The sequence below is a fragment of the Rhodococcus sp. 24CO genome (assembly GCF_050586165.1).
Taxonomy (GTDB): domain Bacteria; phylum Actinomycetota; class Actinomycetes; order Mycobacteriales; family Mycobacteriaceae; genus Rhodococcus_F.
Map to the genome: position 1 here is coordinate 528,366 of NZ_JAZFNF010000006.1, position 24,830 is coordinate 553,195.

The window sequence follows — 24,830 nt, forward strand, 5'->3', positions numbered from 1 at the left end:
CCATGAATTCCGCAGATGTTGCACTTCTACTGATCCGCTTGGCCGTGGGCTCGACCATGATTGCTCACGGAGTCAATCACTGGGTCGGTGGCGGAAAGATCGAGGGCACGGCTCGCTGGTTCAGCGGACTCGGACTACGTAACGGCACATTCCAAGCCTGGATGAGCGTAGTCACCGAAGTCGGTGCCGGCATCTTGCTGATCATCGGATTCCTGAATGCGTTTGCCTGTGCGGCGGTAATCTCGGTCATGCTGGTTGCCGGGATACTGGCACACCGCCCCAACGGATTCTTCATCTTTCGTGACGGCTACGAGTATGTGATGGTGCTCGCGCTGGTAGCGCTCGCAGCAGCCATGCTCGGGCCAGGCAGCATATCGCTCGACGGCGCACTGAACATCGACCTATCCGGGTGGGCAGGTGGCGGTATCGCCCTCGGAGTGGGCGCGGTCGGCACCGCCGTACTTCTCGGCTTGTTCTGGCGGCCACAGCTACAGGAGGTTTCATGATCACTCTAGGAGGACCAGCGATGCACGTAGGATTCATCGGACTCGGTAGCCAAGGCGCGCCGATGGCACGGCGAATCGTCCACTCCGGCTACGAAACCACTCTGTGGGCACGGCGTCCCGAAGCCCGCGTTCCCTTTGCCGACACCGCGGCCAAGTTCGCCGAATCTGCGGCGGAACTGGGCGCGGCAAGCGATCTCGTATGCATCTGCGTCGGCAGCGACGCCGATGTTCTCGACGTTGTCACGGGTGAGGACGGCGTCCTATCGGGGATGAAGCCAGGTGGAATCATCGCCGTGCACAGCACGGTTCACCCCGACACCTGTCGCGAACTCGGGGAAATAGCAGCTACTCGAGGAGTGTCCGTCGTTGACGCTCCCGTCAGTGGCGGTGGCATCGCCGCAACCGAGGGCCGCCTTCTGGTGATGGTGGGCGGAAGCGACGAAGACTTCGAACGTGTCCGTCCCGTCTTCTCGATGTACGCGAATCCTATTGTTCACCTAGGACCTTTGGGGTCCGGTCAGATCACGAAGCTGCTCAACAATCTCCTCTTCACCGCAAACTTGGCTACAGCCGCGAACACGCTTGCGCTCGGCCAGTCGCTCGGTGTTGATCCCAACCGCCTCGGAGACGTGATCTCGCACGGCACGGCAAACAGCTTCGCGCTGAGCCGGATCGTCTCTGCCGGTGGAACACTCGAGCGTATCGCCCAGCATGCAGGCACATTGCTCCAGAAGGACGTCGGGCTGATTGCAGATCTCGCGGCAACAGCCCAGGCACCCACCGGGGTCGTCCTGACCGCAGCTGATGCCACCCTCGAACTCATGGATCACCGCCGATGACGCGCGTCGGTTTCATCGGCGCCGGACGGATGGGCGGACCGATGGTCAGTCGCCTCGTCGAAGCCGGTCACGAGGTTCGCGGGTTCGCACGTTCCGCCGCAACAAAAACCGCGCTGGAAACTTCCGGTGCACAGGCCGTGTCCACCTTCGCCGACGTCGGCGGCGATACCGACATGGTGATCATCTGCGTCTTCACGGACGAGCAGGTTCGCGAGATCTGCCTCGGCAGCGACCTACTCGCGTCGATGCCTCGCGGATCGACCCTGGTGTTGCATACAACGGGAAGCCCGCGTACAGCTGAAGCCGTCACCGAGCACGCAGCACAGTTCGGTGTCTCAGTCGTGGACTCACCGGTCAGCGGTGGACCGCACGATATCGCCGCGGGTAGGTTGACCCTCTTTGTCGGCGGCGATGCCAACACCCTGGCACGCATCCAGCCGACCCTGGAAAGCTACGCCGACCCGGTTCTCTACGTCGGGCCCATCGGCAACGGGCAGCGGGTCAAACTTGTCAACAATGCCCTGTTCGCTGCTCAGATCGGCCTTATCACCGAAGCTGTCGCGCTGGGAACACAACTCGGCATCGATGAGGGCGATCTACTCGCAGCCCTTCCCTACGGCAGTTCCAACAGCCGTGCACTGACCAGTGTTTCTGCCAAGGGCTCGGCAGCCGCATTCGCAGATTCGGTCGGAGATTTCCTGCGCAAGGACGTGGGCGTCGTCCGAAAGGTCGTCACCGAACTGGACGGCAATCTCGGACTCCTCGACGACGCGGTCAACGCCGCACTGCCGAATCGCGTCTGACTCACGTCGGTTCTTCCGAATGGGATAGCGTTGCCGATGACACTATCGGCAGTCAATCGACCATGGTCTGGGAGAACAAGATGGGCGGGTCAGTCCTGTCGGGCAGTACCGATCTACCGGGGTACCGGCGTCTGGCTCTGACTCTCGCCGAAGCGGTCGCCGCCGGCCGGTACGACAAGGACACCCCGCTGCCCACCGACACCGAACTGATGACCGAGTACGGCCTCGGCCGGCAAACGGTGCGTCGAGCGTTTCAGGAGCTTGTGGCGGATGGGCTTGTGTATCGCGTCCGCGGCCGGGGAACATTTCCGACGGATCAGCCCAGCACCGGCCGCTCCGTCCGCTCCACCGATTCGATCGAACAGCTCGAAGAGTGGCCGGGCACGGAGATGGAAGTCATCTCGCCTCTCGAACTCAAACGCGACCGTGTCCACGCCGAGAAGCTCGAACTCGACGGTCTTGTTGTGGCGCAGTTGAAGGTTCGACGCTGGATCGACAATCAGCCGTATGCGGTCAACACGATCATTCTTCCGCCCGACGTCGCCGAAACACTGATATCGGAGAACCTGATCCCGACGGGCCGCGCTCCCGGAACCATCCTTGCCTCGGTCGGTAGCGTCGCAGGTCCTGTTGCCGGGGCTGAAGAAACCGTCACCGCGATTCTCGTATCCGACGACATCGCCGAAATTCTGAACACCGCACCGGGTAGACCCGCCCTTCACATCGAGCGGGTCTACCGGAACGGCAACGGAGTTCCGGTCGAAATCTCGTTGACGGTCCATGCGTCGGAACGGTACGAGCATCGACTCTCGATTCACCGTGCCGGCCACCACGGCTCCTGAAACTGCTTCGGCTTGCTCAAAGATTCTGGCTAGAAACATTATTCGGCCGAATGTGCCCGAAATGCCCCTTGAATCGAATGTTTGTTCGAGTACAATGGAGCGTAAGGGTGGGGAGGCCTTGATGACTACGGTGAGTGATTTCGTTTCGGTGGGGGATGTTGTAGCCGGTTCGGCGGTGGGTGTGCGCGGCAGGTTGTGGCGTCTGCGTCCGTCCGACGTTCGGGACGTCGCCATCTCGGCGTCTGCGGAAATCCTTCGGTTGGAAGCGATTCGGGTTGCCGCGGTCGACGCGTTGGCGCTCAATCCGGATGAGCAGGTGCTCTGCTACCGCGGTGTGGGCCGATGGTTGGCGGCGAACACGATGCTGCAGAACGCGGCCGGTAACAAGATTGCCGCCCTCGGCGCCGCGCTGCGCGCGTTCCCGGATATTACTGCTCAATTCGAGGCCGGTGATCTCTCGTTCGATCATGCGGCAATAATCGTCGCGTTCTGCGAATCCCCACCAAAAGGTATGCCTACGACTGCTTTACCGTCCTGCATGAAGACTCTTCTCGCTGCCGCGTCCGGTGTGGAGGCGACCACCATTAAGCTGCGGTATGCGATTGCGGTTTTGGAGCGGATTTTCGAATCCGACGACACACCACCCGGCGAGGACGACGACCTCAACGTCTTGCGGATTTCGCCGACGCTCAACGGTCGAGTCGCTATCAAAGGCGATTTCGACGCGTTGACCGGCGAAATGTTGTTGTCGGCGCTCTCGAAGTTGTCGATGCCGAAACCGGCCGCCGACGGAACCCCCGATCAGCGATCGGCAGCCAAGCGCACCGCCGACGCCTTCACCGAACTCATCCGCCGCTACCTCGACAACGCTGTCACCGGTGTTGACGGTGGTCAGCGTCCACATGTGAACGTGCATATCACCGCGAAAGACCTTGCCGAGCACCGGGAATGCGCCACCATGCGAGCTGACAGCGATGTCGCATCGGGTGACGACGAGCCTGATGTCGGGGATCTTGACGTCGGCTACATGCCGTGGATGGGACCACTGAGTGTGAGCCTGACCCGGATGCTCGCGTGCGATTGCATGCTCTCGACCGTGTTGATGGACGGTAAGGGCGCACCGCTCGATGCGACGCCACATAAACGCCTCGTCACAGCAGAACAGCGGACGGCACTGATCGCCCGGGACAAAGGCTGCGCCTTCCCCAACTGCGATGCGGTACCCGCCTGGTGCGACGCCCACCACATACAACCCTGGTCAACCGGCGGTCTGACGGTGATGGACAACCTCACCCTCCTCTGCCGCAACCACCACCGATTGATCCACAGCACCAGCGGCTTCCGCGGCATCTGGGAAATCAAAATGGGCGATGATCACAAACCCTGGTTCATCCCACCAGCGGCGATCGACCCGAAACAACGACGCCGCCGCTCCACCACCCGCCAAGGCCCGGTCCACCGAGACTAAAACCGGCTGCGCCGGAACTACACACCGCGTGAGAGCTTCGCATCACCAGTCAAGGCGATGCGAAGCCCACACCCATGCGCAGGTCCGGTGAGGTTCACGCGGGTGGCCAACCCCAACCACCACAGACCCTCAACCGCCACAAACTGATTCCTCTCCCGCCAAGGTCGTGCGGTGCATGAGCCGCTGAGACGAGGGCTCGAACTCCGTTGCTCGATGCAGCATTCCGGTGTTGTCCCAGATGACCAGGTCACCTTTGCGCCACACCTGACGCAGGACGTATTCGGGTCGCGTGGACCACTCGAGCAGTCGATCCAACAACGCACGACTTCGCTCGATCGGCCAGCCGACAACTTCGGACGCGGTAGCGCCCAGCAACAGCGACTTCCGTCCGTTCTTTCTCGTCCATACCAACGGATGAACCTGCGCTGGAACCCGCGCCCAGGCTCGCCTGGTTGCCTCGTCGGGATCCGGATTCGCCAGCGACTGTGCATGCCCAAAAGTGTGCACAACCTCGAGAGACTCGAGCTCGGCCTTCTCCTCGTCGCTCAAGCCGTCATAGGCTGCGTACGTACTGGCGAACTCTGTATCGCCGCCGGCCGGATCTACCTCACGAGCGGTCAGAAGCGTCGCCTGCTGCGGAATGACTTGTGTGGCACCGTCGATGTGCCAGTGGAAGTTTCCCGCTCGATACGACGCGAGGATTGCGTTCGTCTTGGACGGGTCCATGGTGATGGTCTGAATCTCCGGGAGGCGGTGCTCGCCGGTGGATTGCACGACGACGGTGCCCAGTGCACGACTAAGAGCCAACAGGGCGTCGTCGTCGATGTTGATCTCGCGGTACACCAAGACCCCATGCCGGTCCAGGAGTTGCCGAATCTCTCGGGCGGAGTCCGACTTCATGAGATCGTCGGCAGTGAGACCTGCGACCTCCAGTCCGACGGTCGATGTCATGGGACGTGTGGAAGCAGGCAAGAAAAACTCCTCGATCGGCACGTTTCTCGAAAAATACTGGGAAGAGGTACTTTTGGCGCTCGGTCAGCAGGCTGACGTCAAGCGATCTCGCGCACTACACGACAGTAGCGCACTTGCTATACAGTCGTACCAATTTTCGAGAAAAGTTGCGATCCGTTTCTTACGTCCGCGACCGCTTTGTACGTGCAGTCTGCGTGACGCGAGGCTCCACTGAATCGATGTAGCCCTCGAGCGCTTCCACCACTTCGGCATGCGCAGTGTCGACGCCGATACCCGATTCCAGGTTGAGGAACTTGGGAATCCCGGTGATCAGCAACACCATTGCGCCGTGAGACAGCCGGCCGTCCGGCCGAGTATCCGGTCCGAACTTACGAGCCACGGCATCCATCTGCAGTTGCCGGACCCGTTCGGTGACTTCGGCAATTTCAGCACGGATTGACTCACGGTGATTGCCAAGCGCCATGAACTCCGTCATCAGAGCACTTGTGGCTTCATCCCAGCTGTACTCCCACAACACATGGAGAGGATCTTCTGCTCGCTTCTGCAGCGCAGATTGCAATACCGCGAGGTTGCGATCGGTGTACCGGGCGATTGCGGCACGGAAGATGTCGTCAAGAGTGGGAAAGTAGTACTGGACCAGGCTCGCGGTCACACCGGCCTCAGCTGCCAACGATCGATAGGTCACGCTGGCGTAGCCGGTGTCCAGCATCATCTTCTCGACACTGTCCAGCAGAACATCTCGCGTCTTCGACTTCTCGGCACCCACGCGCCGCGGCGATGAAGCCATGACCACCTCACTCCGCTGAATTCGAAACCCCGTTGGATTCGAATCATCTTCGCACCCGACGAGGTGTCATGGAATGAGGGGTACGCGCCTCGCGTCACGCCCACTGAGCTAATCGTGAAGCGACACCTGGGCAGGCTCCTCGAGGTATCGCACGACCTCGGTTTGGTCCGCCCCCGGAGCCAAGCCTTCGACAGCGGTTTCCCAGATCTTTCCGAGCGTGTCACCCAGAACAGTGGATACGTCCTGAGAACGAGCCAGATCCAAGGCGATACCGATGTCCTTGCGCATCAGAGTTGCGGCGAAACCCGAGTCGAATGTTCCCGAAAGAACAAACTTTTCGTACTTCGTCTCCGTTGCCTGGTTCCGGCCACTACTGGCATTGATCACCGAAAGTAGCGTCGCCGGATCGATACCGAATTTGCGGCCCACCAACATCGCCTCGGCTGCGGCAACAAGACCGTTGGCTGCAAGAAGGTTGTTGAGTGCCTTTGCAGCGTGTCCCGAGCCAACCGGACCGACGTGGATGATTGCCGTACCGGTAGCACGCAGGAGCGGCAGAACCTCTGCGACCACATCGGCGTCACCGCCCGCCATCACGGCAAGATCCGCCTTCAGCGCACGTCCGACTCCGCCACTGACCGGGGCGTCGACCACTCGAATACCCTGCTCGGCGGCTGCTTCAGCCAACTTCTGAGTGCGGTCCGGAATGCTCGATCCCATGTCCACGATGGTGCTACCTGCCTGCAGTTGCGACAGTAGTCCCCCCTCACCGAGAACCACGGCATCTACGATGTCACTGGTCGGCAGGACGAGCACCACCACATCACACTTCGCGAAGTCCGCGAAATCCGTTGTGCCCACGGCGCTCGGATGACTGTCGAGAAACCGTTGCTGCGATGCGGCGTCGGCGTCACGGACGATCAACTGTTGGCCGGAGTTGACGAAGTTGCGGGCAATCGGGCCACCCATCGCACCCAGCCCGACCAGGCCGACACTTTTGCCCGGCAACGGAATCACGCTCATGCGGAGACCTCCGCGGTGAGGGGGCCTAATTCGGCAGTCAGGGTTTCCTGAACCACTCGCATCGCCGCCATGCCCATGGGCACTCCCACGTAGGCCGTGGCGTGGATAACGGCTTCGGTGATCTCTGTGCGAGTCAGGCCGTTGCTCAGACCCACGCGAACGTGGACGGACAACTCATGTGGCTGGCTGAGGGCGATCAGAATTCCGAGATTGATCAGCGAACGACTCCGTCGGTCCAGGCCTGGCCTGGTCCATGCACCGCCCCACACGAACTCGCTCACGAACTTCTGCAATTCTTCGCCGTCAGTCCCGGCATTACGGGTCATAGCCGCATCGACGTACTCCGCACCGAGGACTTCCCTACGCACTGCCAAACCGGCCTCGAAGGCGGTCTGGTGAGCCAGATCAAGCGGGCTCTCTTGTGTCACTGTGAATCTCCCTCGAATTTGATGGTCACACACTTGACCTGGCTGTAGTGATGGAGTGCCTCCACGCCCTTTTCGCGCCCGTAACCGCTGTTCTTCCACCCGCCGAACGGAGTCTGCACGGATCCGGTCGACCAGGTGTTGACAAACACCTGACCAACTCGGATCCACTCGCTGACCCGCAGTGCCCGCGACACATTGCTGGTCCAAACACCGGCTACCAGTCCGTAATCCGAGTCGTTGGCCAGTTCGATCGCCTCGTCTTCGGTATCGAACGCGAGCACGAGAACCACCGGTCCGAATATCTCTTCGCGCGCGATCCGAGCCGAGTTGTCGACTCCGATGTACACCGTGGGATCGATGTAGAAGCCGCCGGTCTCCTTCGCCACCGCAGACACGGTCCCTCCGGTTACCGCCTGGGCGCCTTCGGATTCCGCGATTTCGAAATATTCCTGCACCCGTTCGAACTGCGCCCTCGTGATGAGCGGGCCGATATCGCGCCCGGGACGCACTGCTGCGGCGCCCGCAGCCAATTTGCGTACGACCTCGTCGTGGATCGACCGATGAACCAGGAGCCTGGTTCCGGCTGAACACACCTGGCCGGCATTGGCCGTGAATGCGAGCAGCGAACCTGCGACCGCCTTCTCCACATCGGCGTCGGCAAAGATGATGTTGGCGGACTTCCCGCCCAATTCCAGTGTGACCGGGATGATTCGGTCGGCGGCAATACGCCCGATGGCACGCCCGGTGCCCACAGACCCGGTAAACGCCACCTTGGACACATCCGGATGGGCCACCACTGCGGCGCCGGCATCCTGTCCGGTACCGAGAACCACGTTGAATACTCCGGGCGGAAAACCCACTTCGGACGCGAGTTGGGCCAACCGAACGGTCGACGCCGACGTGCTCTCCGACGGTTTGACCACCACCGTGTTGCCGGCTGCCAAAGCTGGTGCGCACGCCCTCGCTGCCTGGTTCAGTGGCACATTCCACGGCGTGATGACACCGATTACTCCGAAAGCCTCACGGCGGGTGTACACATGCTGATCCGGTGCGACGTCGAGAGTGTCACCCGCGGGCATGCCGATCAGTCCGCCGTAGAAATCGAAGTACGTCGCCGAGTTCTCGACTTCAGCCAGCGCCACGGCCTCCGGCTTACCGGTTTCACTGATCTCCAACCGGGCCAACTCCGCGGAATCGGCGCGCATGGCCCGGGCGAGGTCACCGAACAACCGCGCCCGAGCAAGCGCCGGTATCTGCTTCCATGTCGTTTCGGCGGCAGACGCAGCCTTAACCGCAAGGTCGACGTCGTGAGCATTGCCGCACGCGAGCTGCCTTGCCTCACATCCGGTTGCCGGATCTGTAACAGCCATGTAGTCGGCACTGGTCGGCATCACCGCACTACCGGCGATCCAATGATCGAGCTTGTCCAACGCACTTCCCATCTACAAGATGACGTAATAAGCCGACTCTTATGTTGAGAATCTAACAAAGTGCCGACTCTTTGTCGATGCTTTCCAAAACTGAGCAGCGTCGCTACAACTCCTGCGGCTCCAACACCGCGCGCCGCTCGTTCAGGAAGTCGTGCGGGTAGCCGAGTCGTACCCGCGATGCAGCGTCGAGACGCTCCTGTTGCCCCTCGTCGAGCGTCACATGCAGTGCGCCGAGGTTGTCTCGAAGCTGTTCCACCGTCCGCGCGCCGATCGACGGCATGAGCCCGCGACGTATGACCCACGCCAAGGCAACCTGCGCAGGGCTGACTCCGAGTTCGGCTGCAATGTCGCCGGCAGCGGTTCGGGCCTCCCGACCGGCAGGCGAGAGTCGTTCGGGGTCACCCTTTCCGGCAAGCAAGCCGCGAGCCAAGGGACTCCACGCGCACACGGCCACATCCAATTCGCTCGCCATCGGAAGAAGCTCACGGTCGGGACTTCGTGCCACCAAGGAGTATTCGACCTGCATGGCGCAGTACGCACTCCAACCGCGCAGCTCGGCGATTGCATTCGAGCGGGCAACCACCCAGGCCGGCGTGTTGGTGACACCGAGCGCCAAGACCTTGCCACTGCGGACCAGATCGTCGAGTCCGCGGAGCGTCTCCTCGGCCGGCGTCTGCCGATCCCACGCATGCACCCACAACAAGTCGATGTAGTCGGTGCCGAGGCGACGCAGACTCTCTTCGACACTGCGACGCAGGCTTTTCCGATGATTTCCACCCGAATTGGGATCACCCGGATGCGTCGGCAGCGTGTACTTGGTACTCACGACGACATCGTCGCGCTCGGAAGCGATCAGCCGCCCGAGAATCGTCTCGCTCGCACCGTTGGTGTAGTTATTCGCCGTATCGATGAAATTGCCACCGGCACTGCGGAACTCCTTGTAGATGCCCTGACAGGTGGACTCGTCTGCTCCGAAACCCCAGTCCGTTCCGAACGTCATGGCGCCCAGACACATTTCACTGACACGTAGTCCGGATCTACCGAGCACTCGCAGAGGCATACCAGCGCTACTCCCGGCTTCAGGCATCGTCGTCCACTACCCAGTTGACAAATCGATGCAGCGGGTACATGCCGTCGTGCGGGCTGCCCATACTGCCGGTCAACGCGCTACCCAGCTTCACCACACGCTGAACTCCCGCTGTTGCCAGTCGATCTCGAACCTCAGGCTTGCGGTGTGTCGGGTAGACACCCACGGTCTGTGTTGCCACCGTCGCGAAATGTGCCGCATCGGCCATCGATGCAATGGGGACGACGTTGACCGTCTTGTTGGTCGGGTGGAAGTCCACCGGTTCCGGTGAGCGGACAACAAGACCACTGCCGTCATAGCTGCCCCAGATGCGGTAGTCGGGCTCGAGGAATCGCATGCCCTCAACTTCTTCGCGAATATCGCGCGGCGTCTTGGGGCCAACGGCCTCGGCAAAGTCGCGGTCGACTCCCAGACGCTCACACAGCAACGCACAGAAGCGATCCACCTGCTCGATGTCACCCTCGACGGCAATGTGACGCGCCGCAAGGCATGCGTCCTGGTTGAAGATCGTGGCGTCGGACGCTGCCAACTCCGCTACCTCACGGAGGGTTTCTTCGGACTCGAAGGCTTCGCGTCCGATGACGGACATCGAAACCTTGGGGTCGAAGGAGATCAGCTGGAAGCCAGGACCGGCGTACTTCGCGGCGTTCTCGATGGCGGGGCCACCACCCCACGCCACAAGCTTGTCGAAGTACTGGGAGCGGTAGAGCACGCTCTCGACCTTCTCGTCGCCGCCGCGCCAGTACACGGCGGACATCGAGCGCAGGATCGGATGATCTGGTTCGATGTCGGACATGGTGCGCAGTACCGCCACTGTGGTGAACGGGTCGGCCGAGGGCATCTTGAAGACGTTGACGGCCTTGACAAGCGCCGCGTCGGCGATCGACGTCATGGCGGCGCTCGGCGAGTTTCCGGCAAGCATGTGCACGAGTCTGGGCGGGAATGCCCGGACCCGGCTCACACGACCGTTGGGGTCGGTGCGTTCCACCCATCCGTCGAGGAGGTTGCGATCGCCGAAGGTGCGGTCAAGACGGTATTCCATCGCCTCCCGCGTCAGGAACTGTCCCGGCCGCGCAAAAGTGTTCTCGATGATTCGCCTGGGCAGCGCGCTGACCTGAAGGGTCATCTCGAGGGATTCCTGCAGGTACTCGTTTGTCTCGAGCGTGAGGTGCTTTGCCGTCTCGACCAGGAAGTCGATGATGTCCGTGACCGGCACGTCGAATGCCGGTCCGGGTTCGGTGCGTGGCACGAATAATCTGTTCAGTTCCAGAGCGGGCGTGACAAACGGAACCCCGAAGTCCCGCGACAGGTACTCGGTATCCTCACCCCAGACGAGCTTGCCTCGAATGAAGTGGGGTACCCGGATCTTGGACTTGCTCGGTGCGAGTGTTGATGACGTGGTCATAAATGTTTCTCTCAGTCCTCGAGGAATCCGCGGACGTACGCGTCCGTGGTGCCGGCACAGGTGATCTTGTCGTCGTCTGCCAGATCGGAGTAGCGGGTGATGTCTGCGTCAACCGTGGGGCCGGTTCGGCCACAGGAGCATTCACCGAGTTCGACCGAGATTTTGTCTCCGGTGATCGTTCCGCCCCAACGTCCGTCGACGGTGGTGTCGAAGAACGCGGCGCGGCCTTCCACCTTGCCGTCCGACTCCGGTGCAAGCGATTCGCCGTTCTTGTCGAGAACGAACAGAACCAGCTCCGAAGGAACGTGGTATCGACCCGACACGCACTTCGGCAAACGAATATTCAGCTCTTGCATCGAGTAGTAGTGAAAGAACCGGCTCGGATCGATATTCAGCATCCGGAAGATCTGGTTCTGATAGTCGGCCGGCAACGACATACCCTTGAGCCCGCCGCCCGCAGTCATTGCATTCTCCCCCGTGATGTCGCCCTCCTTCATTCCGAGTTCTCGCAGAATCTCGGTGAGGCGGAACAGGTTCGGGAACTGAGAATTGAAGAAGATCTTCTCGGTGCGGTGTTCGATGATCTGCTCGGCCCAATGACGCAGGCGGCGTTCGTTTTCCGCTTGACGGGCAGCGGCTGCTGCCTCATGGGTAGCGAGCTCGTCCGGTGCAGCGGTCCCGTCGGCCATCGCCTTTCGCATGGCGGACAGACGCGCCATGTACGCATAGTGACCGCTTGCCCCCGCACCCGATGGCGGTTCGATTCCGTCGGGGCGGCCGTACTCCTTGTAGATGAGGTCGCGCATGGCGTTGTGTCCACTCAAGCCGGTTTCCGGCCCGACCGGTATGACGTGCCACGAGTTGTCGCGATGAATTCCCAAGTCGGTCAGGCAGTCCAGCATGTTCTGCATGGACACTTCGCGATCCCGCACGGACTTGTTGAGGAAGGAACTCTTTCCGCTCGTCCCGCTCGAACTCGACACCAGGTGCCCGACTGCCTCGAGAGCATCGATATACCCGTCGACGTCGACGACGTCCGACACGTCCACGCCCTCGACACGATGTGCCGAAAGCGAATCGAGCCACCGATTAAGCTGTGCCCATTGACCTTTGGCGATCAACGATTCCGGGTAACTCTTGTACGTGGTATGCGGAAACAGCAGCGGAATCATGTCCTCGCGGCGTGCGATTTCGGTGATCCCCTCGTCGCCTGCCCGCTGCTTCAGTACCGGTACCTGCTCACGCAGTTCCTGGAATCGCGCGTCGAGTCGCTCGACGATCTCATCTCGCTGTGTGGTCGTCCCTGACATTGTGCCTCCAGTCGATGTGGCCCCCGGAATTAACTTTACCCATTGGTTTAGTTTTCTGTCTATAGCTGAGTTCGACTGGCACACTGATGTTCATGACGTCGTACAAGTCCGAACCGGGCGCAGCCGGAGCACGCCGAAGCCGCGGGGGGCGCCCCACTCTCGAGCAAGCCACCGCGCTGGATCACGCCATACGCGAAGGCGCCCTCGCCATGTTCCTCGAGCATGGATACGAGGGGACGTCCATGAATGCCATCGCTGCCGCGGCCGGCACTACCAAACCAACGCTGTACACGCGATTCCCCACCAAGGAAGCAGTCTTCCGCTCGGTTCTCGGCTGGGCTGTCCAACGCACGGATTGGCCTGTGCCAGAACCACCTGCGCCTGATCTCGACAACCTGGAAGTCGCGTTGACCACCATCGCGAGGACGGCACTGAGCCGCGCCCTGAACCCGTCCATGATCAAACTCGAACAGATCGCGATCACCTACGCGGAACGCTTTCCGGACATCGCCCGTCGGACGCACGGAACGGGATTCTGGCCACGTAAACAGTTGGTCACAGATCTACTCGTGCGGCATGCCGAAGCCGGCGAGATCGTCGCCGAGGAACCAGACGTACTCGCCGAACTCTTTCTCGGCATGGCGTCCGGCGGTCCGGCCCGCCTGGCCTCGTTCGGAATTGTGCACGACCCGGCAGATCAAGAACGACATGTTCAGTCCGCGGTAGCACTGTTTCTTCGAAGTCTCAGACCCGATTGAGTTCGACTAGGCGGGCGTTATTGTGCGTAAACAGAATTCGGTGATCCGGTCGATATCCGAATCGGTAGGCTGAATCCGCTGCCAGAGGTAGTCGGAGAGCTTTCCGACTGTTGCGTGTGCCGCCAATGTGGCATCGAACTCCGGTGCTGCGCTGCCCAGTTCCGCAAGGGGACCACGCAGCAGGGTCGCCAGTGGACCGCTCGCCGACGGTGGCCCCGATACTGCGCCGACGCCCGTCCCACCCGCATTCCAGAGCACCGCTCGGGTAGTGGCTGCCGAGTCTTCGTCGGCCTGGGAAAGGACGCCCTCGACCCACCGCCGAATCTTCCCCTCCGGGGTGTTCTCCTTGTCCATCTGATGCGCAACATACGTCGTCAAACGCTCCGAGCCATCCTCCAAGATTGCCGAAACCAGTGCATCTTTCGATTTGAAATGCCGATAGAAGACATCGTTGGACAGTCCCGCTTGCGCCACGATATCGGCGACCCGAGGACGTGAGTTCGTTCCCAGCGATCTGATGACCACCAACGCGGCGTCAAGCAATCGGCGAACCTCGCTCGCATACACAGCGCCTCGATCTGCCAAGGCCCGCGCAGCGATTCGGGTTGCCAGATCTTGTGCCGGCTCGGTGGTCGAACCACTCATGTCCATCGGAAGAAGATACCCCGTCACGAACGAGCCGCACTCAGTCCACCGCTGGTATGCACCGCGGCGCAGATTCCACCGTCGACGAGAATATCTGTTCCGTTGAGGAAGCTGGCGTCGTCCGAGAGCAGGAACGACACGACTGCTGCTACTTCGTCAGCCGTACCGGTCCGAGCAAGAGGCGTCTGCGTGACCAGCGCACTCAGATGCGCGTTGTTCTCCGCTTCTTGTCGGCCCTGAGGGGTGTCGATCAGTCCGGGCGACAGCGAGCACACGCGTGCGCCGACGGCTCCCAATCGCACGGCCTCGTGTTTCACGAAACGCTGAACACCGTATTTCGCCCATGCGTACGCGGCGCCGGTGTGTTCGATCGCGGGCCCGACCGCTTCGTAGATCTCGTCCAGAAAGTTCTCTCGCAGAGGATCTTCCAATGCCGCAGCGGTGGCAGCGTCCGGCTCGAGCGACGCCAGTGTCGGCGCCATGGACGCAAAACACACCATTGCCGTGCCAACCGTGGCGAGCGGGCGCAACGCTTCCGCAAGCAACGCGGTACCCACAAGATCGACAGAAAAGATTCTGCGCCAGTCGGCCATGGTCGGCGAGATTCCGGCGACATGTGCGACCGACCGCAAGGTTCCGAGTTCACGTACTCGATCGACTAGACGAGCAAGCCCGACTGCGTCCGTGACATCGAGAACAAATGGCTCTACGACGGCGCTGCCGGTCCCGGAAAGTTCAGCTGCTGCTGCCGCCACGGTTTCCGGGTCCAGGTCGACCAGCAGCAAACGGTCCACCGAGTCGGTCAGACGCCGTGCGCAGGCAAAACCCATGCCACGCCCCGCGCCGGTCACAATTCCGACAGTTGTCATGACTTCGCACCAACTTCCGGTTCCCGCGCGAGTGGTGTCGCCCAGCACTGTTCGAGGCCGCTCTTCGCGGTTCTGCTCACGAGTTCGATCCGAAATCCCCACGGACTGCGCTGGAAGGAGAAGAACGGTATGCCATCGGGCCCGAGACGTGTTGCCTCGGTGACGTATCCGTGGCCGGCAAGTTCTGCGGAGTCTGCCGCGACGTCGTCGGACCAGTACCCGACATGATGGATGCCTTGTCCTCTACTTGCATCCCACAGCGTCGACTGTGGAACGGCGCGAACGATTTCCACGCGCGGAGCGGTCACCGAATACGCACATCGCAGGTCAACCGTGGCATCACCGCTCGGCAATGTGACGTCGATCGGGCCACCGACCTCAGGGCCCCATTCGTACCCGAACAGCGACGACAGTTCGTCCCTGGTCTGCTCGAAGGTCTCGGTGACGATCCCGAGATGGAAGAGATCTTCGGCCTTCATTCCGCGGCCACATCGATCTGCGGCGCCTGTGACACCCGTACGCGCACGACACCCAGAACAAGATTCTTTGGCATGAGAAGAATATTCTCACCCCGGAGCCCGTAATGCAAGAGAATTGCGGGATCCCCGCAAAGCGGCACGCGAACAAAGCTTTACACAACAATGCTCCGGCTGTCGATGCACGTTCACGCGCATCAACACCCGGAGCATGTGGCTTCTCGATCCTTCCCGCACCGGACTGTGCGCGGGAAGTAATTCACTAACCGACTGACACGAGGTTCACTCCGTCTGCCGGACACTTGCCGAACAGACTGACCCCACGAAACATTTCGGTCGCGGTGACAGGATCGGGTGAGCTGGATGCGGCCGCGAGTGCGTGTGACTTGAAAACCATTGCAGCGCGGCTCAACTGGTGCGAGCTCGGCCCGAAGTGATGAGCAAGATCGCTCGGGACGTTGTCACCCCACAACGTGACGTCGATAATGCCGCGATCGAGGGTATCGAGCAATCCTTCACGCACCATCGCATTGGACTCGAACAGATCACCAGCCAGAGCAATCGCCTGCGGGCGCGGCCCGTTGGGCGAGGCCATCACGGACTCCAAATCCAACGTGGTTGCCCCGAGGATCTGCAACGGCCGAGTGTTCTCGTGCTTTTCGACGATCACCGTGACGTCCCAGCCAGCCATTACCTGGTCGAACATCCACCCGCCTGCATGGCGCACTACGTCGGCAACGCTCGGAGCGAGGACTGCCAGACGGTACCTCAGGCTGTGCCGGCGAGCGCGAGCTGTCGAGTCAGCGATTGCGTGTAGTCCTTGAATATTTCGGTCAGTGGAATCGAACGATCGAGCAGCCATGAGGTCTCCATTCCGTTGAGAAACGCGACAATCTCTACGGCCTTGACGGCCGGGTCAATATCATTGCGGTATTTTCCTGCGCGTTGACCGCGCAGAATACCTGCGGCAATCGTGTCGATTGCCGCACGCTGCCGAGCGAGCAGGCGACCATGCAACGGGGCTTCCGGATCCAAACTCTCGATCAGAAGCACCGAGTACATCCCGATCAAGTGAGGCGAGCGTTCGAACCGCGCACCCACTTGCTCGAGCTGTTCTATGACATCGCCGGTTCGATCAGCATGAGCGTCGTCATCTGCATCCCGCGCGTCGAGCACGGCATGCAGTAACTGTTCTTTGGACTCGAAGTGGTGCAAAAGTCCAGCCGACGTCACACCGGCTTCACCGGCGATCTGCGCAAGCGTCGTACTGCGCCACCCGTTTAGAGCAAGAAGTCGCTGAGCAGCGGAAAGGATGAGCTGTTTCCGGTCTTCGCCCTTTGCTAAAAGAGTGGCGTACGGGCGCTGCGCGGACATCGAACTCCTCTGCTCAAAGCAACCTACTGAACACACAGTAGGTTGTTTTCAGCTCTGTGACAAGCGTCTCATCAAAGATTAAGTTGTGCAACAGGACACAGTTAATCTGCCGCTTTTCGGTGTCGCCGCGAGCGCAAAAACCCTAAATTGCCTACAACCCGAGGGACTTCGCGATGATCACCTTCATAACTTCGCTCGTACCTGCATAAATACGGGCCACCCGAGCATCTGTGTACAGCCGCGCGATCGGATACTCCATCATGTAGCCGTAACCACCGAAAAGCTGAAGGCATCGGTCGACCACGCGCGCTTGCATTTCGGTGCAGAACAACTTGACCCGCGCTGCATCAGCACCCGACAACTCGCCGTCGACCAGATCGAGAACCGCCCGATCGATCATCGTCTGCCCGGCCTCGATCTCCGCCGACATCGCCGCCAATTCGAACTTCGTATTCTGGAACGACGCAACCGGCGTCCCGAAAGCCTTGCGTTCCTTGACGTACTCGATAGTTGCCGTCACTGCGGCCCGAGCCTGAGCCACCGAACCGACAGCAACAGTCATCCGCTCCTGCGGAAGATTGCGACCGAGGTAACCGAACGCGGCGCCTTCGTCACCCAATCTGTTAGCAGCAGGCACTCGCACATTGTCGAACGACAACTCGACTGTGTCCTGAACCTTGCAGCCCATCTTGTCGAGAACACGCCCGCGAGTGAACCCGGGCATTCCATCCTCGACTACCAGCAGTGAAAGACCAGCGCGTCGATTCTCCGGATCCGTCGACGTGCGCGCGACAACGATCACGAGATCGGCGAGCAAGCCGCCGGTGATGAATGTCTTGGCACCGTTGATCACGTACTCGTCCCCGTCGCGCACCGCAGTGGTGCGTACGCCCGCAAGATCGGAACCGGTACCCGGTTCGGTCATCGCGATCGCCGAGAGAAGTGTTCCTGCCGCCAACCCGGGGAACCAACGTGATCGCTGCTCTTCGTTAGCGTAGGCAAGGAAATACGGAAGGATCACATCGAGTTGTGTGCGGACCGTACTCAAGGTGACCAGAGCGCGCGCCGACTCCTCTTGCAAAATGACGTTGTACCGATAGTCGGGCATTCCCGCTCCCCCGTACTCCTCGGGGATTGCGGTACCGAGCAGCCCCAACGAGCCGAGTTGTTCGAAAGTTGCCCGCGGCATCTGGCCGGCCTTTTCCCACGACGGATACTCGGGGACAACGTGCTTCTCGATGAAATCGCGGGCGAGCTTACGGAATGACTCGTGATCGGGAGTGAACACTTCTCTACGCATTTTGTCTCTTCCTCACACAGCCAGTTCGACGAGCGTGGCGTTTGCGGTGCCGCCACCCTCACACATTGTTTGCAATCCGTACTGAATTCCGTTGTAGCGCATGTGATGGATCATTCGAGTCATCAGAACCGCTCCGGAACCACCGAGCGGATGTCCGAGCGCGATCGCGCCGCCGAGGGGGTTGACCAATGCCGGATCCGCACCGGTTTCCGCGAGCCACGCCAGCGGCACCGACGCGAAGGCTTCGTTGACCTCGAACACTCCGACCTCGTTCAAGTCGACCCGAGCCTTCTTCAAGACCTTGTCCGTCGCCGGAATCGGACCGGTGAGCATGAGCACCGGATCGGAGCCGGTCACGGCGCCTGCGCAGTAGCGAACGATCGGCGTCAATCCGAGCTGGCGTGCCCGCTCCGGCGTCGTCACCAACAGTGCTGCGGCGCCGTCGGAAATCTGCGACGAGTTACCCGCGTGAATGACTCCGTCATCGGCGAATGCAGGCTTCAACTTCGCGAGAGTCTCCACCGAGGTGCCGCGGCGAATACCTTCGTCGATCGAGACAACTCCGGAATCGGTTGTCACCGAAACGATCTGGCTTTCGAAAGCGCCGTCATCCTGGGCCGCGGCGGCGCGCTCGTGTGAGAGGGCGGAGAACTCGTCGAGATGTGTACGCGTGAGAGCCCACTTCTGTGCGATGGCCTCGGCCGACAATCCCTGATTGAACGAGAAATTGTCATAGCGCTCGAAGACTTTGGGACCATAGGGCTGCCCGGACGCCTTGGCCGCGCCCAGCGGAACCCGACTCATGACCTCGACGCCACCCGCGACAACAACATCCTGCTGACCCGACATGACGGCGTGCACCGCAAAATCGAGTGCCTGCTGACTCGAACCGCACGCTCGGTTGACCGTCGTACCCGGGATGGACTCGGGCCATCCCGCCGCGAGTACCGAGTAGCGGCCGATATTGCTCGACTGGTCGCCGACCTGGGAGACGCAACCCCAGATCACGTCGTCGACGACGCCGGGATCTATTCCGGTGCGCTCGGCCAGGGCAGCGAGGACCACTGCGGACAAGTCCGCCGGATGCACGCTCGACAACCCGCCGTTGCGCTTACCCACCGGAGTCCGAACTGCTTCGGCGATTACAACTTCACGCATGTCTCTCCACTCTCCGAACTGATTCTGTTCAACTACCGATTCGCGGCACGGCCCAGCGGCCGGCAAATCGAGGTTCACGTTTCTCCGCGAACGCGGCGTACGCCTCCGGTGCGTCGGAGGTACCGAAATTCATTGCCTGCGCGCGTGCCTCGTTGGCGAGCGCATCCCGCATCGTGCGGTCGGCGCCTTCGTTCAACAACGATTTACTCTGCGCCAGTGCGATAGGTGGTCCTGACGCCAAACGCTGTGCCAGCTCGCGCGCATATCCGTCGATCTCCGATTGCGGCACAACCCAGGTCACCAAACCGAGAGCCTCGGCTTCCTCGGCGCCGATGGTCTCGGCGAGCAATACAAGGCGTTTGGCCTGTTGCAGACCGACAAGTTTCGGCAGCAGCCATGATCCGCCGAGGTCCAATGACAACCCACGCTTGGAGAAGATCTGCGAAAACGTCGATTCGGGCGTGGCCACCACCAGGTCGCACCCGAGCGCCAGATTCCACCCTGCACCGACGGCCACCCCGGACACCTTGGCGACGGTCGGTATCGGCAGTTCGTGGAGCAGCAGGGCAACATCGGTGAGGACGCGCAACTTGTGCATGGGGTGGATATCGGCGATTTCCGACAGATCCGCGCCCGAACAGAACGCACCGCCTGCCCCCTCGATGACCAACGCCCGGACGTCGCGGTTGGTCTCGAGGGATACCAGCGAATCACGCAGCGCTGCCCATAGTTCCGGGTTGATCGCATTCTTACGGTGCGGACGGTTGAGCGTCAGTGTCCGAACACCGTCGCGGTCGTCGCTCAGCAGGACGGGTCCGGGCGCCACCGATGTGTTTTTCTCGTGTGCCATCAGCAGTACGCCGGTCCGATCGCGCCGCCGCCGCGCAACTCGGCGATGTCGTCCCCGGTGAAACCGAAGTCCGCGAGAACACGATCCGTGTGCTGACCGAGTCCCGGTACCGCCCCCATCGGCGGATCGAAGCCGGCGATGATCGGCGGCGGCAGCAGTGCCTCGATCGGACCGGCAGATGTGTCGACCTGCCGCCAGCGGTCACGAGCACTCAGTTGTGGGTGCTCGAGCACTTCACTAGGGAGGTTGTAGCGAGAGTTTCCGATTCCGGCCGCGTCGGCAGTCTTCTGAATGTGCTCGAGATCGTGTTGACCACACCACGATTCGATGGCCTCATCGAGAATGTCCCGATGACGGACCCTCCCGGAGTTGCCGGCAAATCGTGTGTCGTCCGCCAGGTCGGGACGCTCCAGTATCTCGCGGGCAAGTCGCTGCCATTCACGGTCGTTTGTCGTGCCGAGAACAACCGTCTGCCCGTCTCGGGTCCCGTACGAACCGTACGGCGATACGGCAGGCGAACTCATCCCCAACGGTTGCTGGTCGATCCCCGAGTACTTCGTGTACGTGAGCGGGTAGCCCATCAACTCCGTCATGGTGTCGAACAGACTCACCGACACCGACGACAGTTCGCCTCCGTTTCCACGCCCCTTACCGCACAATAGCGCCAGGATCGACAGCGCCGCATACAGTCCCGAGGAGATATCGGCGACGGGCGGTCCGGGTTTTGCCGGCTCACCCGGGCGTCCGGTCACGGCACATGCACCGGACTCCGCCTGGACGAGAAGGTCGTACGCCCGCTTGTGCGACAGCGGACCGCCGGCGCCGTAGCCGTCGATTTCCACCGTGATCAGATCCGGATGCCGTTCGGCCAGATCACTCGCCGACAGACGAAGTCGTGCCATCGCACCGGGCGCCAAGTTCGACACCAACACGTGAGCCTTGTCCAACAGCCTGTGCATGGTTTCGATCCCGGCCTCGGATTTCAAGTTCAGCGTGACCGATTCCTTACCGCGATTGGCCCAGACAAAATGTGCGGCAAGACCATTCACGACGTCGTCGTAGTCTCGCGCAAAATCGCCACCCTGCGGATTCTCGACCTTGATCACGCGGGCACCGAAATCCGCCAACGTACGCGTACACATCGGAGCAGAGACGGCTTGCTCCAACGTCACCACGGTAATTCCCGCGAGCGGCCCCCCTGATGTAGCAGAGGAGCCCGCGGCAGGCTCCGAATCCGACATCACATCACCATGCCACCATCCACCGGCAGCACCTGCCCGGTGACGAAGGACGAGGCATTCGATGCCAGGAACACAAAGGCACCTGCGATTTCCTCGGGCTCGGCCCAGCGGCGCAACGGGATTCGCGTCATCATGTTGGCAGCGAACTTCTCGTCGGTGCGGATGGTCTCGGTCATCGGCGTTGCAGCCAAGGGAGCGAGTGCGTTGACCAGGATGTTCTTGCGCGCCAGTTCCCGAGCCAACGACTTGGTCAGGCCGATGATCCCGGCCTTCGCGGCCGAGTAGTTCACCTGACCGAGCGTTCCGGTGATTCCGGCCGAGGACGTCACGTTGATGATTCGCCCCGTCCCGTCGGTAGCCAGGAACGGCAAAGCTGCCTGCGAGCAATGGAATGCGCCGAGCAGGTGGATGTCGAGCATCCGCTGGAACGAATCCTGCGCCAGATCCTTGAACATCGCGGGCGCGGTCACTCCGGCATTGTTTACCAGGATGTGCAGCTTTCCCTCGGTGAAACCGGCGGCACGCGCCACTGCAGCGTCGGCGGCGGCACGGTCCCTGACGTCGAGGGCAAAACTGTCCGCCTTGCCGCCGGCCGCCGTAATACGTTCTGCAACAGCAGCTGCCGCGTCGCCGTCGACGTCGGTGACCAGCACGGTCGCTCCGGCCGTCGCAAACGCCCGCGCAACGGCGGAGCCGATACCGCCGGCCGCGCCGGTGACCAGTGCTGATCGTCCCGTCAAGTCGAACATCGGATTGGTTGCGGTCATCAGTAGCTCCTCGGCATTCCCAAAGTATGTGATCCCAGATAGTTCAAAATCATTTCCTGGCTGATGGGTGCAATCCGCATCAGTCGGGCCTCACGGAAGTAGCGGGCGACGTGGTATTCCTCGGAATAGCCCATCCCACCGTGAGTTTGCAGTGCTCGGTCCGCAGCGGCAAAACCAGCCTCGGCACACAGATACTTGGCCGTGTTGGCTTCGCGACCGCACTGATTTCCCTGGTCGTACAACCAGGTTGCCTTGCGCAGCACCAGTTCTGCGGCATCAAGATGTGCAAGCGCGTCCGCAAGCGGAAACTGAATGCCCTGATTCATGCCGATCGGCCGACCGAATACCTCACGCTCGTTGGCGTACTTCACTGCCTTCTCGAGTGCCACCCGGCCGATGCCGAGCGCCTCGGATGCGATGAGCATGCGTTCCGGATTCAAGCCGTCCAGGAGGTACGAGAACCCCTTACCTTCCTCGCCAACCCTGTCCTCGACGGGAATCCGCAGATTGTCGATGAACAACTCGTTGGACGTGACGGCGTTTCGGCCCATCTTCGCGATCGGCCGGATGTCGACACAACTGCGGTCCAGATCGGTCAGGAACAACGTCATTCCGTCGGTCTTCTTCTTGACGTCGTCATAACGCTCGGTGCGCGTCAGCAGCAGAATCTTCTCGGATTCAAGTGCTTTCGAGATCCACACCTTACGTCCGTTGACCACGTAGTGGTCTCCGTCGCGCTTGGCGAAGGTCGAGATTCGAGATGTGTCCAAACCGGCGCCGGGTTCCGTCACTCCGAAGCAGACGTGCAGGTCACCTGACGCGATACGCGGCAATGTTCGTGCTTTGAGTTCATCGGATCCGTGGACGACCACCGGGTGCATGCCGAAGATGGACAGGTGAATCGAGCTGGCGGCGTTCATGCCGCCGCCGGACCTGGCCACCTCTTCGAGAAGTATTGTGGCTTCGGTGATTCCGAGCCCGTGACCGCCGTATTCCTCGGGGATGGTCATTCCCAGCCAACCGCCCTCGGCGATGGCGTTGTAGAACTCGACGGGGAACTCGTGCGCCCGGTCCTTCTCCATCCAGTACTGATCGTCGAACTTCTTCACCAGTTCAGCGACCGACTTGCGGATCAATTCCTGATCCTCGGTCAGTTCGAAATTCATACCGCCGGACACAATCGACTCCTCTGCTGTGCATCACCTGAAGGCTCGTCGGTGCGGCGCCCGGTTGCCCGAACTCCCCGCACCGACTTTCGTTGCTGTTTACGTGTTCAATCGGAGGCGGGGAGCGCGTTGGCAGCCTTGAGGGTCATGGCAACGCCGTCGCAGCTCAGTTCACCCACGCCGGAAGACGTGCACAGCACTTCGAGGCTCTGATTGGCGTCTACATAGCGTTTCCCGATGAGCGTGACAGCATCGGCGACTGTCGAGGCGGCCGCCTTCCCCGGCGCAGCGGGAACCATTGGGCTGCCCCCACAGGCGATTACAGGGTTTCCGGTTGCAGGTGCGCGGACGACGATCACCCGCGTAGTGCACACGGAACTGGCGAGCTGGCCTCCCGGCCGCAAAGGTATTGGTGCGGTCATGGTGAACCTCCCTTTTCGATAGGTCGATCGCCGAGCAGGGCCGAACCTGTGGGCGTCAAGTGTCGACGCGAAGAAATCAGGCCGAGCCGACAGGTACTCGTCGGTGGATCGTCCAAATTGACGACTTCCTAGGAAATTATATTCTCCATACTAGAGAATCAAGCTCTCTTTGACTATTCGCAGGAGGAAAAATGTCAGGACAGCGTCGTGGAACCGCCATCGCCATGACGGAGGAGGAACGCAATACATTCCTCTCCACACAGCCGATCTGCCGAGTGGCAACAGTCGGCCAGAGCGGAAGGCCGCACGTCAGTGCCCTGTGGTTCGTCTGGGACGGAACTTCACTCTGGCTCAATTCCCTCACCCGAAGCAGACGGTGGACCGACCTTGAACTCGATCCCCGGGTAAGCGTCATCGTCGACGAGGGAGATACGGACTTCCTCGGCTTACGCGGCGTTGAGCTGGAAGGAAAGGCTCGCCAGGTAGGTGAAATACCTCGCCGCGGGGAACCGGACGACACATTGACCACCCCCGAGCGCCTGTTTGCCGACAAGTACATAGGCGACGGCGGGAACTTCAGTTACGACGGCCGGCACGGCTGGCTCCAGCTCGTTCCCGAGAACATCGTGAGCTGGGATTTCTCCAAACTCCGGCGATAGCGGTTGACTACTGACATTCGCATATGGCAGTCTGAATTTCGTTGTTGAGAATCGCATTCTCATTCGAGAGAGTGCATCCTTCAGAAATCTGTACCAGCCGAACCAGCCGCAGCGCACAGCCAATTCACGCTTCGGCATCGCGGCGGAACACGAACATGAGAACGAGAGGTAGACCGTGCCACACTTCGCCAAACCGGCCGCGGGAAGCTGGACCGAACAGTATCCCCACCTCGGCACCGCACCCG

General features: G+C 61.2%; 27 protein-coding genes. 7 read left to right on the top strand and 20 right to left on the bottom strand.

Going from position 1 to position 24,830, the window contains the following annotated elements; all coding sequences use genetic code 11:
* Positions 1-2: 2 nt before the first annotated feature.
* The 5 genes from V2B23_RS17635 to V2B23_RS17655 all read left to right on the top strand — a co-directional run bounded on the left by V2B23_RS17635 (position 3) and on the right by V2B23_RS17655 (position 4,458).
* On the top strand, positions 3-506 hold the full coding sequence (locus V2B23_RS17635; protein WP_430951537.1) for a DoxX family protein: 504 nt from the start codon (positions 3-5) through the stop codon (positions 504-506).
* Between the two features lie 20 nt (positions 507-526).
* The gene (locus V2B23_RS17640; RefSeq protein ID WP_430951572.1) at positions 527-1,345 is read left to right on the top strand and encodes an NAD(P)-dependent oxidoreductase; all 819 of its coding nucleotides are present in this window, start codon (positions 527-529) and stop codon (positions 1,343-1,345) included.
* On the top strand, positions 1,342-2,148 hold the full coding sequence (locus V2B23_RS17645) for an NAD(P)-dependent oxidoreductase (RefSeq protein WP_430951538.1): 807 nt from the start codon (positions 1,342-1,344) through the stop codon (positions 2,146-2,148). The genes V2B23_RS17640 and V2B23_RS17645 overlap by 4 nt, the downstream gene beginning before the upstream one ends.
* An 80-nt stretch (positions 2,149-2,228) precedes the next feature.
* Positions 2,229-2,990 carry a GntR family transcriptional regulator gene (locus V2B23_RS17650; RefSeq protein ID WP_430951539.1) on the top strand — a complete coding sequence of 254 codons (762 nt, stop codon included), beginning with the start codon at positions 2,229-2,231 and terminating at the stop codon, positions 2,988-2,990.
* Between the two features lie 121 nt (positions 2,991-3,111).
* The gene (locus V2B23_RS17655) at positions 3,112-4,458 is read left to right on the top strand and encodes a DUF222 domain-containing protein (protein WP_430951540.1); all 1,347 of its coding nucleotides are present in this window, start codon (positions 3,112-3,114) and stop codon (positions 4,456-4,458) included.
* Between the two features lie 129 nt (positions 4,459-4,587).
* On the opposite strand, the gene V2B23_RS17660 is transcribed toward V2B23_RS17655, so the two are convergent.
* From V2B23_RS17660 to V2B23_RS17695, 8 genes are all read right to left on the bottom strand, one after another.
* Entirely contained in the window at positions 4,588-5,430 is an 843-nt protein-coding gene (locus V2B23_RS17660) for a TauD/TfdA dioxygenase family protein (protein WP_430951541.1), read from the bottom strand.
* 160 nt (positions 5,431-5,590) lie between these two features.
* Positions 5,591-6,217 (bottom strand): TetR/AcrR family transcriptional regulator, encoded by a 627-nt coding sequence (locus V2B23_RS17665; protein ID WP_430951542.1) that lies wholly within the window; start codon positions 6,215-6,217, stop codon positions 5,591-5,593.
* 108 nt (positions 6,218-6,325) lie between these two features.
* Positions 6,326-7,240: an NAD(P)-dependent oxidoreductase gene (locus V2B23_RS17670; protein WP_430951543.1), complete on the bottom strand. Its 915-nt coding sequence runs from the start codon at positions 7,238-7,240 to the stop codon at positions 6,326-6,328.
* Positions 7,237-7,668: a carboxymuconolactone decarboxylase family protein gene (locus V2B23_RS17675; RefSeq protein WP_430951544.1), complete on the bottom strand. Its 432-nt coding sequence runs from the start codon at positions 7,666-7,668 to the stop codon at positions 7,237-7,239. Before V2B23_RS17675 ends, V2B23_RS17670 begins: the two co-directional genes overlap by 4 nt.
* A complete protein-coding gene (locus tag V2B23_RS17680) occupies positions 7,665-9,110 on the bottom strand; it encodes an aldehyde dehydrogenase family protein (RefSeq protein ID WP_430951545.1) in 1,446 nt (481 codons plus the stop codon). The genes V2B23_RS17675 and V2B23_RS17680 overlap by 4 nt, the downstream gene beginning before the upstream one ends.
* A gap of 91 nt (positions 9,111-9,201) precedes the next feature.
* Positions 9,202-10,158, bottom strand: coding sequence for an aldo/keto reductase (locus V2B23_RS17685; RefSeq protein ID WP_430951546.1), 957 nt, complete (start codon positions 10,156-10,158; stop codon positions 9,202-9,204).
* Between the two features lie 19 nt (positions 10,159-10,177).
* Positions 10,178-11,590, bottom strand: coding sequence for an acyl-CoA reductase (locus V2B23_RS17690; protein WP_430951547.1), 1,413 nt, complete (start codon positions 11,588-11,590; stop codon positions 10,178-10,180).
* Between the two features lie 11 nt (positions 11,591-11,601).
* Positions 11,602-12,900 (bottom strand): hypothetical protein, encoded by a 1,299-nt coding sequence (locus V2B23_RS17695; RefSeq protein ID WP_430951548.1) that lies wholly within the window; start codon positions 12,898-12,900, stop codon positions 11,602-11,604.
* Positions 12,901-12,992: 92 nt separating this feature from the next.
* Between V2B23_RS17695 and V2B23_RS17700 the strand changes: the two genes are divergently transcribed.
* Positions 12,993-13,658, top strand: a complete 666-nt coding sequence (locus tag V2B23_RS17700) for a TetR/AcrR family transcriptional regulator (protein ID WP_430951549.1) — start codon at positions 12,993-12,995, stop codon at positions 13,656-13,658.
* A gap of 6 nt (positions 13,659-13,664) precedes the next feature.
* On the opposite strand, the gene V2B23_RS17705 is transcribed toward V2B23_RS17700, so the two are convergent.
* From V2B23_RS17705 to V2B23_RS17760, 12 genes are all read right to left on the bottom strand, one after another.
* On the bottom strand, positions 13,665-14,309 hold the full coding sequence (locus V2B23_RS17705) for a TetR/AcrR family transcriptional regulator (RefSeq protein ID WP_430951550.1): 645 nt from the start codon (positions 14,307-14,309) through the stop codon (positions 13,665-13,667).
* 17 nt (positions 14,310-14,326) lie between these two features.
* Positions 14,327-15,172: an SDR family oxidoreductase gene (locus V2B23_RS17710; RefSeq protein ID WP_430951551.1), complete on the bottom strand. Its 846-nt coding sequence runs from the start codon at positions 15,170-15,172 to the stop codon at positions 14,327-14,329.
* Positions 15,169-15,651: a VOC family protein gene (locus V2B23_RS17715; protein WP_430951552.1), complete on the bottom strand. Its 483-nt coding sequence runs from the start codon at positions 15,649-15,651 to the stop codon at positions 15,169-15,171. Before V2B23_RS17715 ends, V2B23_RS17710 begins: the two co-directional genes overlap by 4 nt.
* Before the next feature lie 259 nt (positions 15,652-15,910).
* Positions 15,911-16,354 carry a hypothetical protein gene (locus V2B23_RS17720; RefSeq protein ID WP_430951553.1) on the bottom strand — a complete coding sequence of 148 codons (444 nt, stop codon included), beginning with the start codon at positions 16,352-16,354 and terminating at the stop codon, positions 15,911-15,913.
* Positions 16,355-16,416: 62 nt separating this feature from the next.
* A complete protein-coding gene (locus V2B23_RS17725; protein WP_317541185.1) occupies positions 16,417-17,022 on the bottom strand; it encodes a TetR/AcrR family transcriptional regulator in 606 nt (201 codons plus the stop codon).
* 151 nt (positions 17,023-17,173) lie between these two features.
* Entirely contained in the window at positions 17,174-18,322 is a 1,149-nt protein-coding gene (locus V2B23_RS17730) for an acyl-CoA dehydrogenase family protein (protein ID WP_045064746.1), read from the bottom strand.
* 12 nt (positions 18,323-18,334) lie between these two features.
* Positions 18,335-19,480: a thiolase family protein gene (locus V2B23_RS17735; protein WP_430951554.1), complete on the bottom strand. Its 1,146-nt coding sequence runs from the start codon at positions 19,478-19,480 to the stop codon at positions 18,335-18,337.
* Between the two features lie 28 nt (positions 19,481-19,508).
* Positions 19,509-20,330 (bottom strand): enoyl-CoA hydratase/isomerase family protein, encoded by an 822-nt coding sequence (locus tag V2B23_RS17740; RefSeq protein WP_430951555.1) that lies wholly within the window; start codon positions 20,328-20,330, stop codon positions 19,509-19,511.
* Complete coding sequence (locus tag V2B23_RS17745) at positions 20,330-21,571, bottom strand: CaiB/BaiF CoA transferase family protein (protein ID WP_430951556.1); 1,242 nt, start codon at positions 21,569-21,571, stop codon at positions 20,330-20,332. Before V2B23_RS17745 ends, V2B23_RS17740 begins: the two co-directional genes overlap by 1 nt.
* The gene (locus V2B23_RS17750) at positions 21,571-22,338 is read right to left on the bottom strand and encodes an SDR family NAD(P)-dependent oxidoreductase (RefSeq protein ID WP_033231789.1); all 768 of its coding nucleotides are present in this window, start codon (positions 22,336-22,338) and stop codon (positions 21,571-21,573) included. Before V2B23_RS17750 ends, V2B23_RS17745 begins: the two co-directional genes overlap by 1 nt.
* The gene (locus tag V2B23_RS17755) at positions 22,338-23,504 is read right to left on the bottom strand and encodes an acyl-CoA dehydrogenase family protein (protein WP_033231878.1); all 1,167 of its coding nucleotides are present in this window, start codon (positions 23,502-23,504) and stop codon (positions 22,338-22,340) included. Before V2B23_RS17755 ends, V2B23_RS17750 begins: the two co-directional genes overlap by 1 nt.
* Before the next feature lie 107 nt (positions 23,505-23,611).
* Positions 23,612-23,926 (bottom strand): hypothetical protein, encoded by a 315-nt coding sequence (locus V2B23_RS17760; protein WP_138870298.1) that lies wholly within the window; start codon positions 23,924-23,926, stop codon positions 23,612-23,614.
* 191 nt (positions 23,927-24,117) lie between these two features.
* On the opposite strand from V2B23_RS17760, the gene V2B23_RS17765 reads away from it, so the two are divergent.
* The gene (locus V2B23_RS17765; protein ID WP_138870299.1) at positions 24,118-24,585 is read left to right on the top strand and encodes a pyridoxamine 5'-phosphate oxidase family protein; all 468 of its coding nucleotides are present in this window, start codon (positions 24,118-24,120) and stop codon (positions 24,583-24,585) included.
* Positions 24,586-24,830: the final 245 nt, after the last annotated feature.

Excerpts from the sequence above, each read along its gene's own strand:
- V2B23_RS17760 (WP_138870298.1), bottom strand. The coding sequence starts at position 23,926 with ATGACCGCACCAATACCTTTGCGGCCGGGAGGCCAGCTCGCCAGTTCC.
- V2B23_RS17680 (WP_430951545.1), bottom strand. The coding sequence starts at position 9,110 with ATGGGAAGTGCGTTGGACAAGCTCGATCATTGGATCGCCGGTAGTGCG.
- V2B23_RS17750 (WP_033231789.1), bottom strand. The coding sequence starts at position 22,338 with ATGACCGCAACCAATCCGATGTTCGACTTGACGGGACGATCAGCACTG.
- V2B23_RS17685 (WP_430951546.1), bottom strand. The coding sequence starts at position 10,158 with ATGCCTCTGCGAGTGCTCGGTAGATCCGGACTACGTGTCAGTGAAATG.
- V2B23_RS17715 (WP_430951552.1), bottom strand. The coding sequence starts at position 15,651 with ATGAAGGCCGAAGATCTCTTCCATCTCGGGATCGTCACCGAGACCTTC.
- V2B23_RS17665 (WP_430951542.1), bottom strand. The coding sequence starts at position 6,217 with ATGGCTTCATCGCCGCGGCGCGTGGGTGCCGAGAAGTCGAAGACGCGA.
- V2B23_RS17705 (WP_430951550.1), bottom strand. The coding sequence starts at position 14,309 with ATGGACATGAGTGGTTCGACCACCGAGCCGGCACAAGATCTGGCAACC.
- V2B23_RS17695 (WP_430951548.1), bottom strand. The coding sequence starts at position 12,900 with ATGTCAGGGACGACCACACAGCGAGATGAGATCGTCGAGCGACTCGAC.
- V2B23_RS17650 (WP_430951539.1), top strand. The coding sequence starts at position 2,229 with ATGGGCGGGTCAGTCCTGTCGGGCAGTACCGATCTACCGGGGTACCGG.
- V2B23_RS17720 (WP_430951553.1), bottom strand. The coding sequence starts at position 16,354 with ATGTTCGACCAGGTAATGGCTGGCTGGGACGTCACGGTGATCGTCGAA.
- V2B23_RS17670 (WP_430951543.1), bottom strand. The coding sequence starts at position 7,240 with ATGAGCGTGATTCCGTTGCCGGGCAAAAGTGTCGGCCTGGTCGGGCTG.
- V2B23_RS17765 (WP_138870299.1), top strand. The coding sequence starts at position 24,118 with ATGTCAGGACAGCGTCGTGGAACCGCCATCGCCATGACGGAGGAGGAA.
- V2B23_RS17640 (WP_430951572.1), top strand. The coding sequence starts at position 527 with ATGCACGTAGGATTCATCGGACTCGGTAGCCAAGGCGCGCCGATGGCA.
- V2B23_RS17725 (WP_317541185.1), bottom strand. The coding sequence starts at position 17,022 with ATGTCCGCGCAGCGCCCGTACGCCACTCTTTTAGCAAAGGGCGAAGAC.
- V2B23_RS17755 (WP_033231878.1), bottom strand. The coding sequence starts at position 23,504 with ATGAATTTCGAACTGACCGAGGATCAGGAATTGATCCGCAAGTCGGTC.
- V2B23_RS17690 (WP_430951547.1), bottom strand. The coding sequence starts at position 11,590 with ATGACCACGTCATCAACACTCGCACCGAGCAAGTCCAAGATCCGGGTA.
- V2B23_RS17710 (WP_430951551.1), bottom strand. The coding sequence starts at position 15,172 with ATGACAACTGTCGGAATTGTGACCGGCGCGGGGCGTGGCATGGGTTTT.
- V2B23_RS17735 (WP_430951554.1), bottom strand. The coding sequence starts at position 19,480 with ATGCGTGAAGTTGTAATCGCCGAAGCAGTTCGGACTCCGGTGGGTAAG.
- V2B23_RS17645 (WP_430951538.1), top strand. The coding sequence starts at position 1,342 with ATGACGCGCGTCGGTTTCATCGGCGCCGGACGGATGGGCGGACCGATG.
- V2B23_RS17700 (WP_430951549.1), top strand. The coding sequence starts at position 12,993 with ATGACGTCGTACAAGTCCGAACCGGGCGCAGCCGGAGCACGCCGAAGC.
- V2B23_RS17655 (WP_430951540.1), top strand. The coding sequence starts at position 3,112 with ATGACTACGGTGAGTGATTTCGTTTCGGTGGGGGATGTTGTAGCCGGT.
- V2B23_RS17745 (WP_430951556.1), bottom strand. The coding sequence starts at position 21,571 with ATGTCGGATTCGGAGCCTGCCGCGGGCTCCTCTGCTACATCAGGGGGG.
- V2B23_RS17635 (WP_430951537.1), top strand. The coding sequence starts at position 3 with ATGAATTCCGCAGATGTTGCACTTCTACTGATCCGCTTGGCCGTGGGC.
- V2B23_RS17740 (WP_430951555.1), bottom strand. The coding sequence starts at position 20,330 with ATGGCACACGAGAAAAACACATCGGTGGCGCCCGGACCCGTCCTGCTG.
- V2B23_RS17730 (WP_045064746.1), bottom strand. The coding sequence starts at position 18,322 with ATGCGTAGAGAAGTGTTCACTCCCGATCACGAGTCATTCCGTAAGCTC.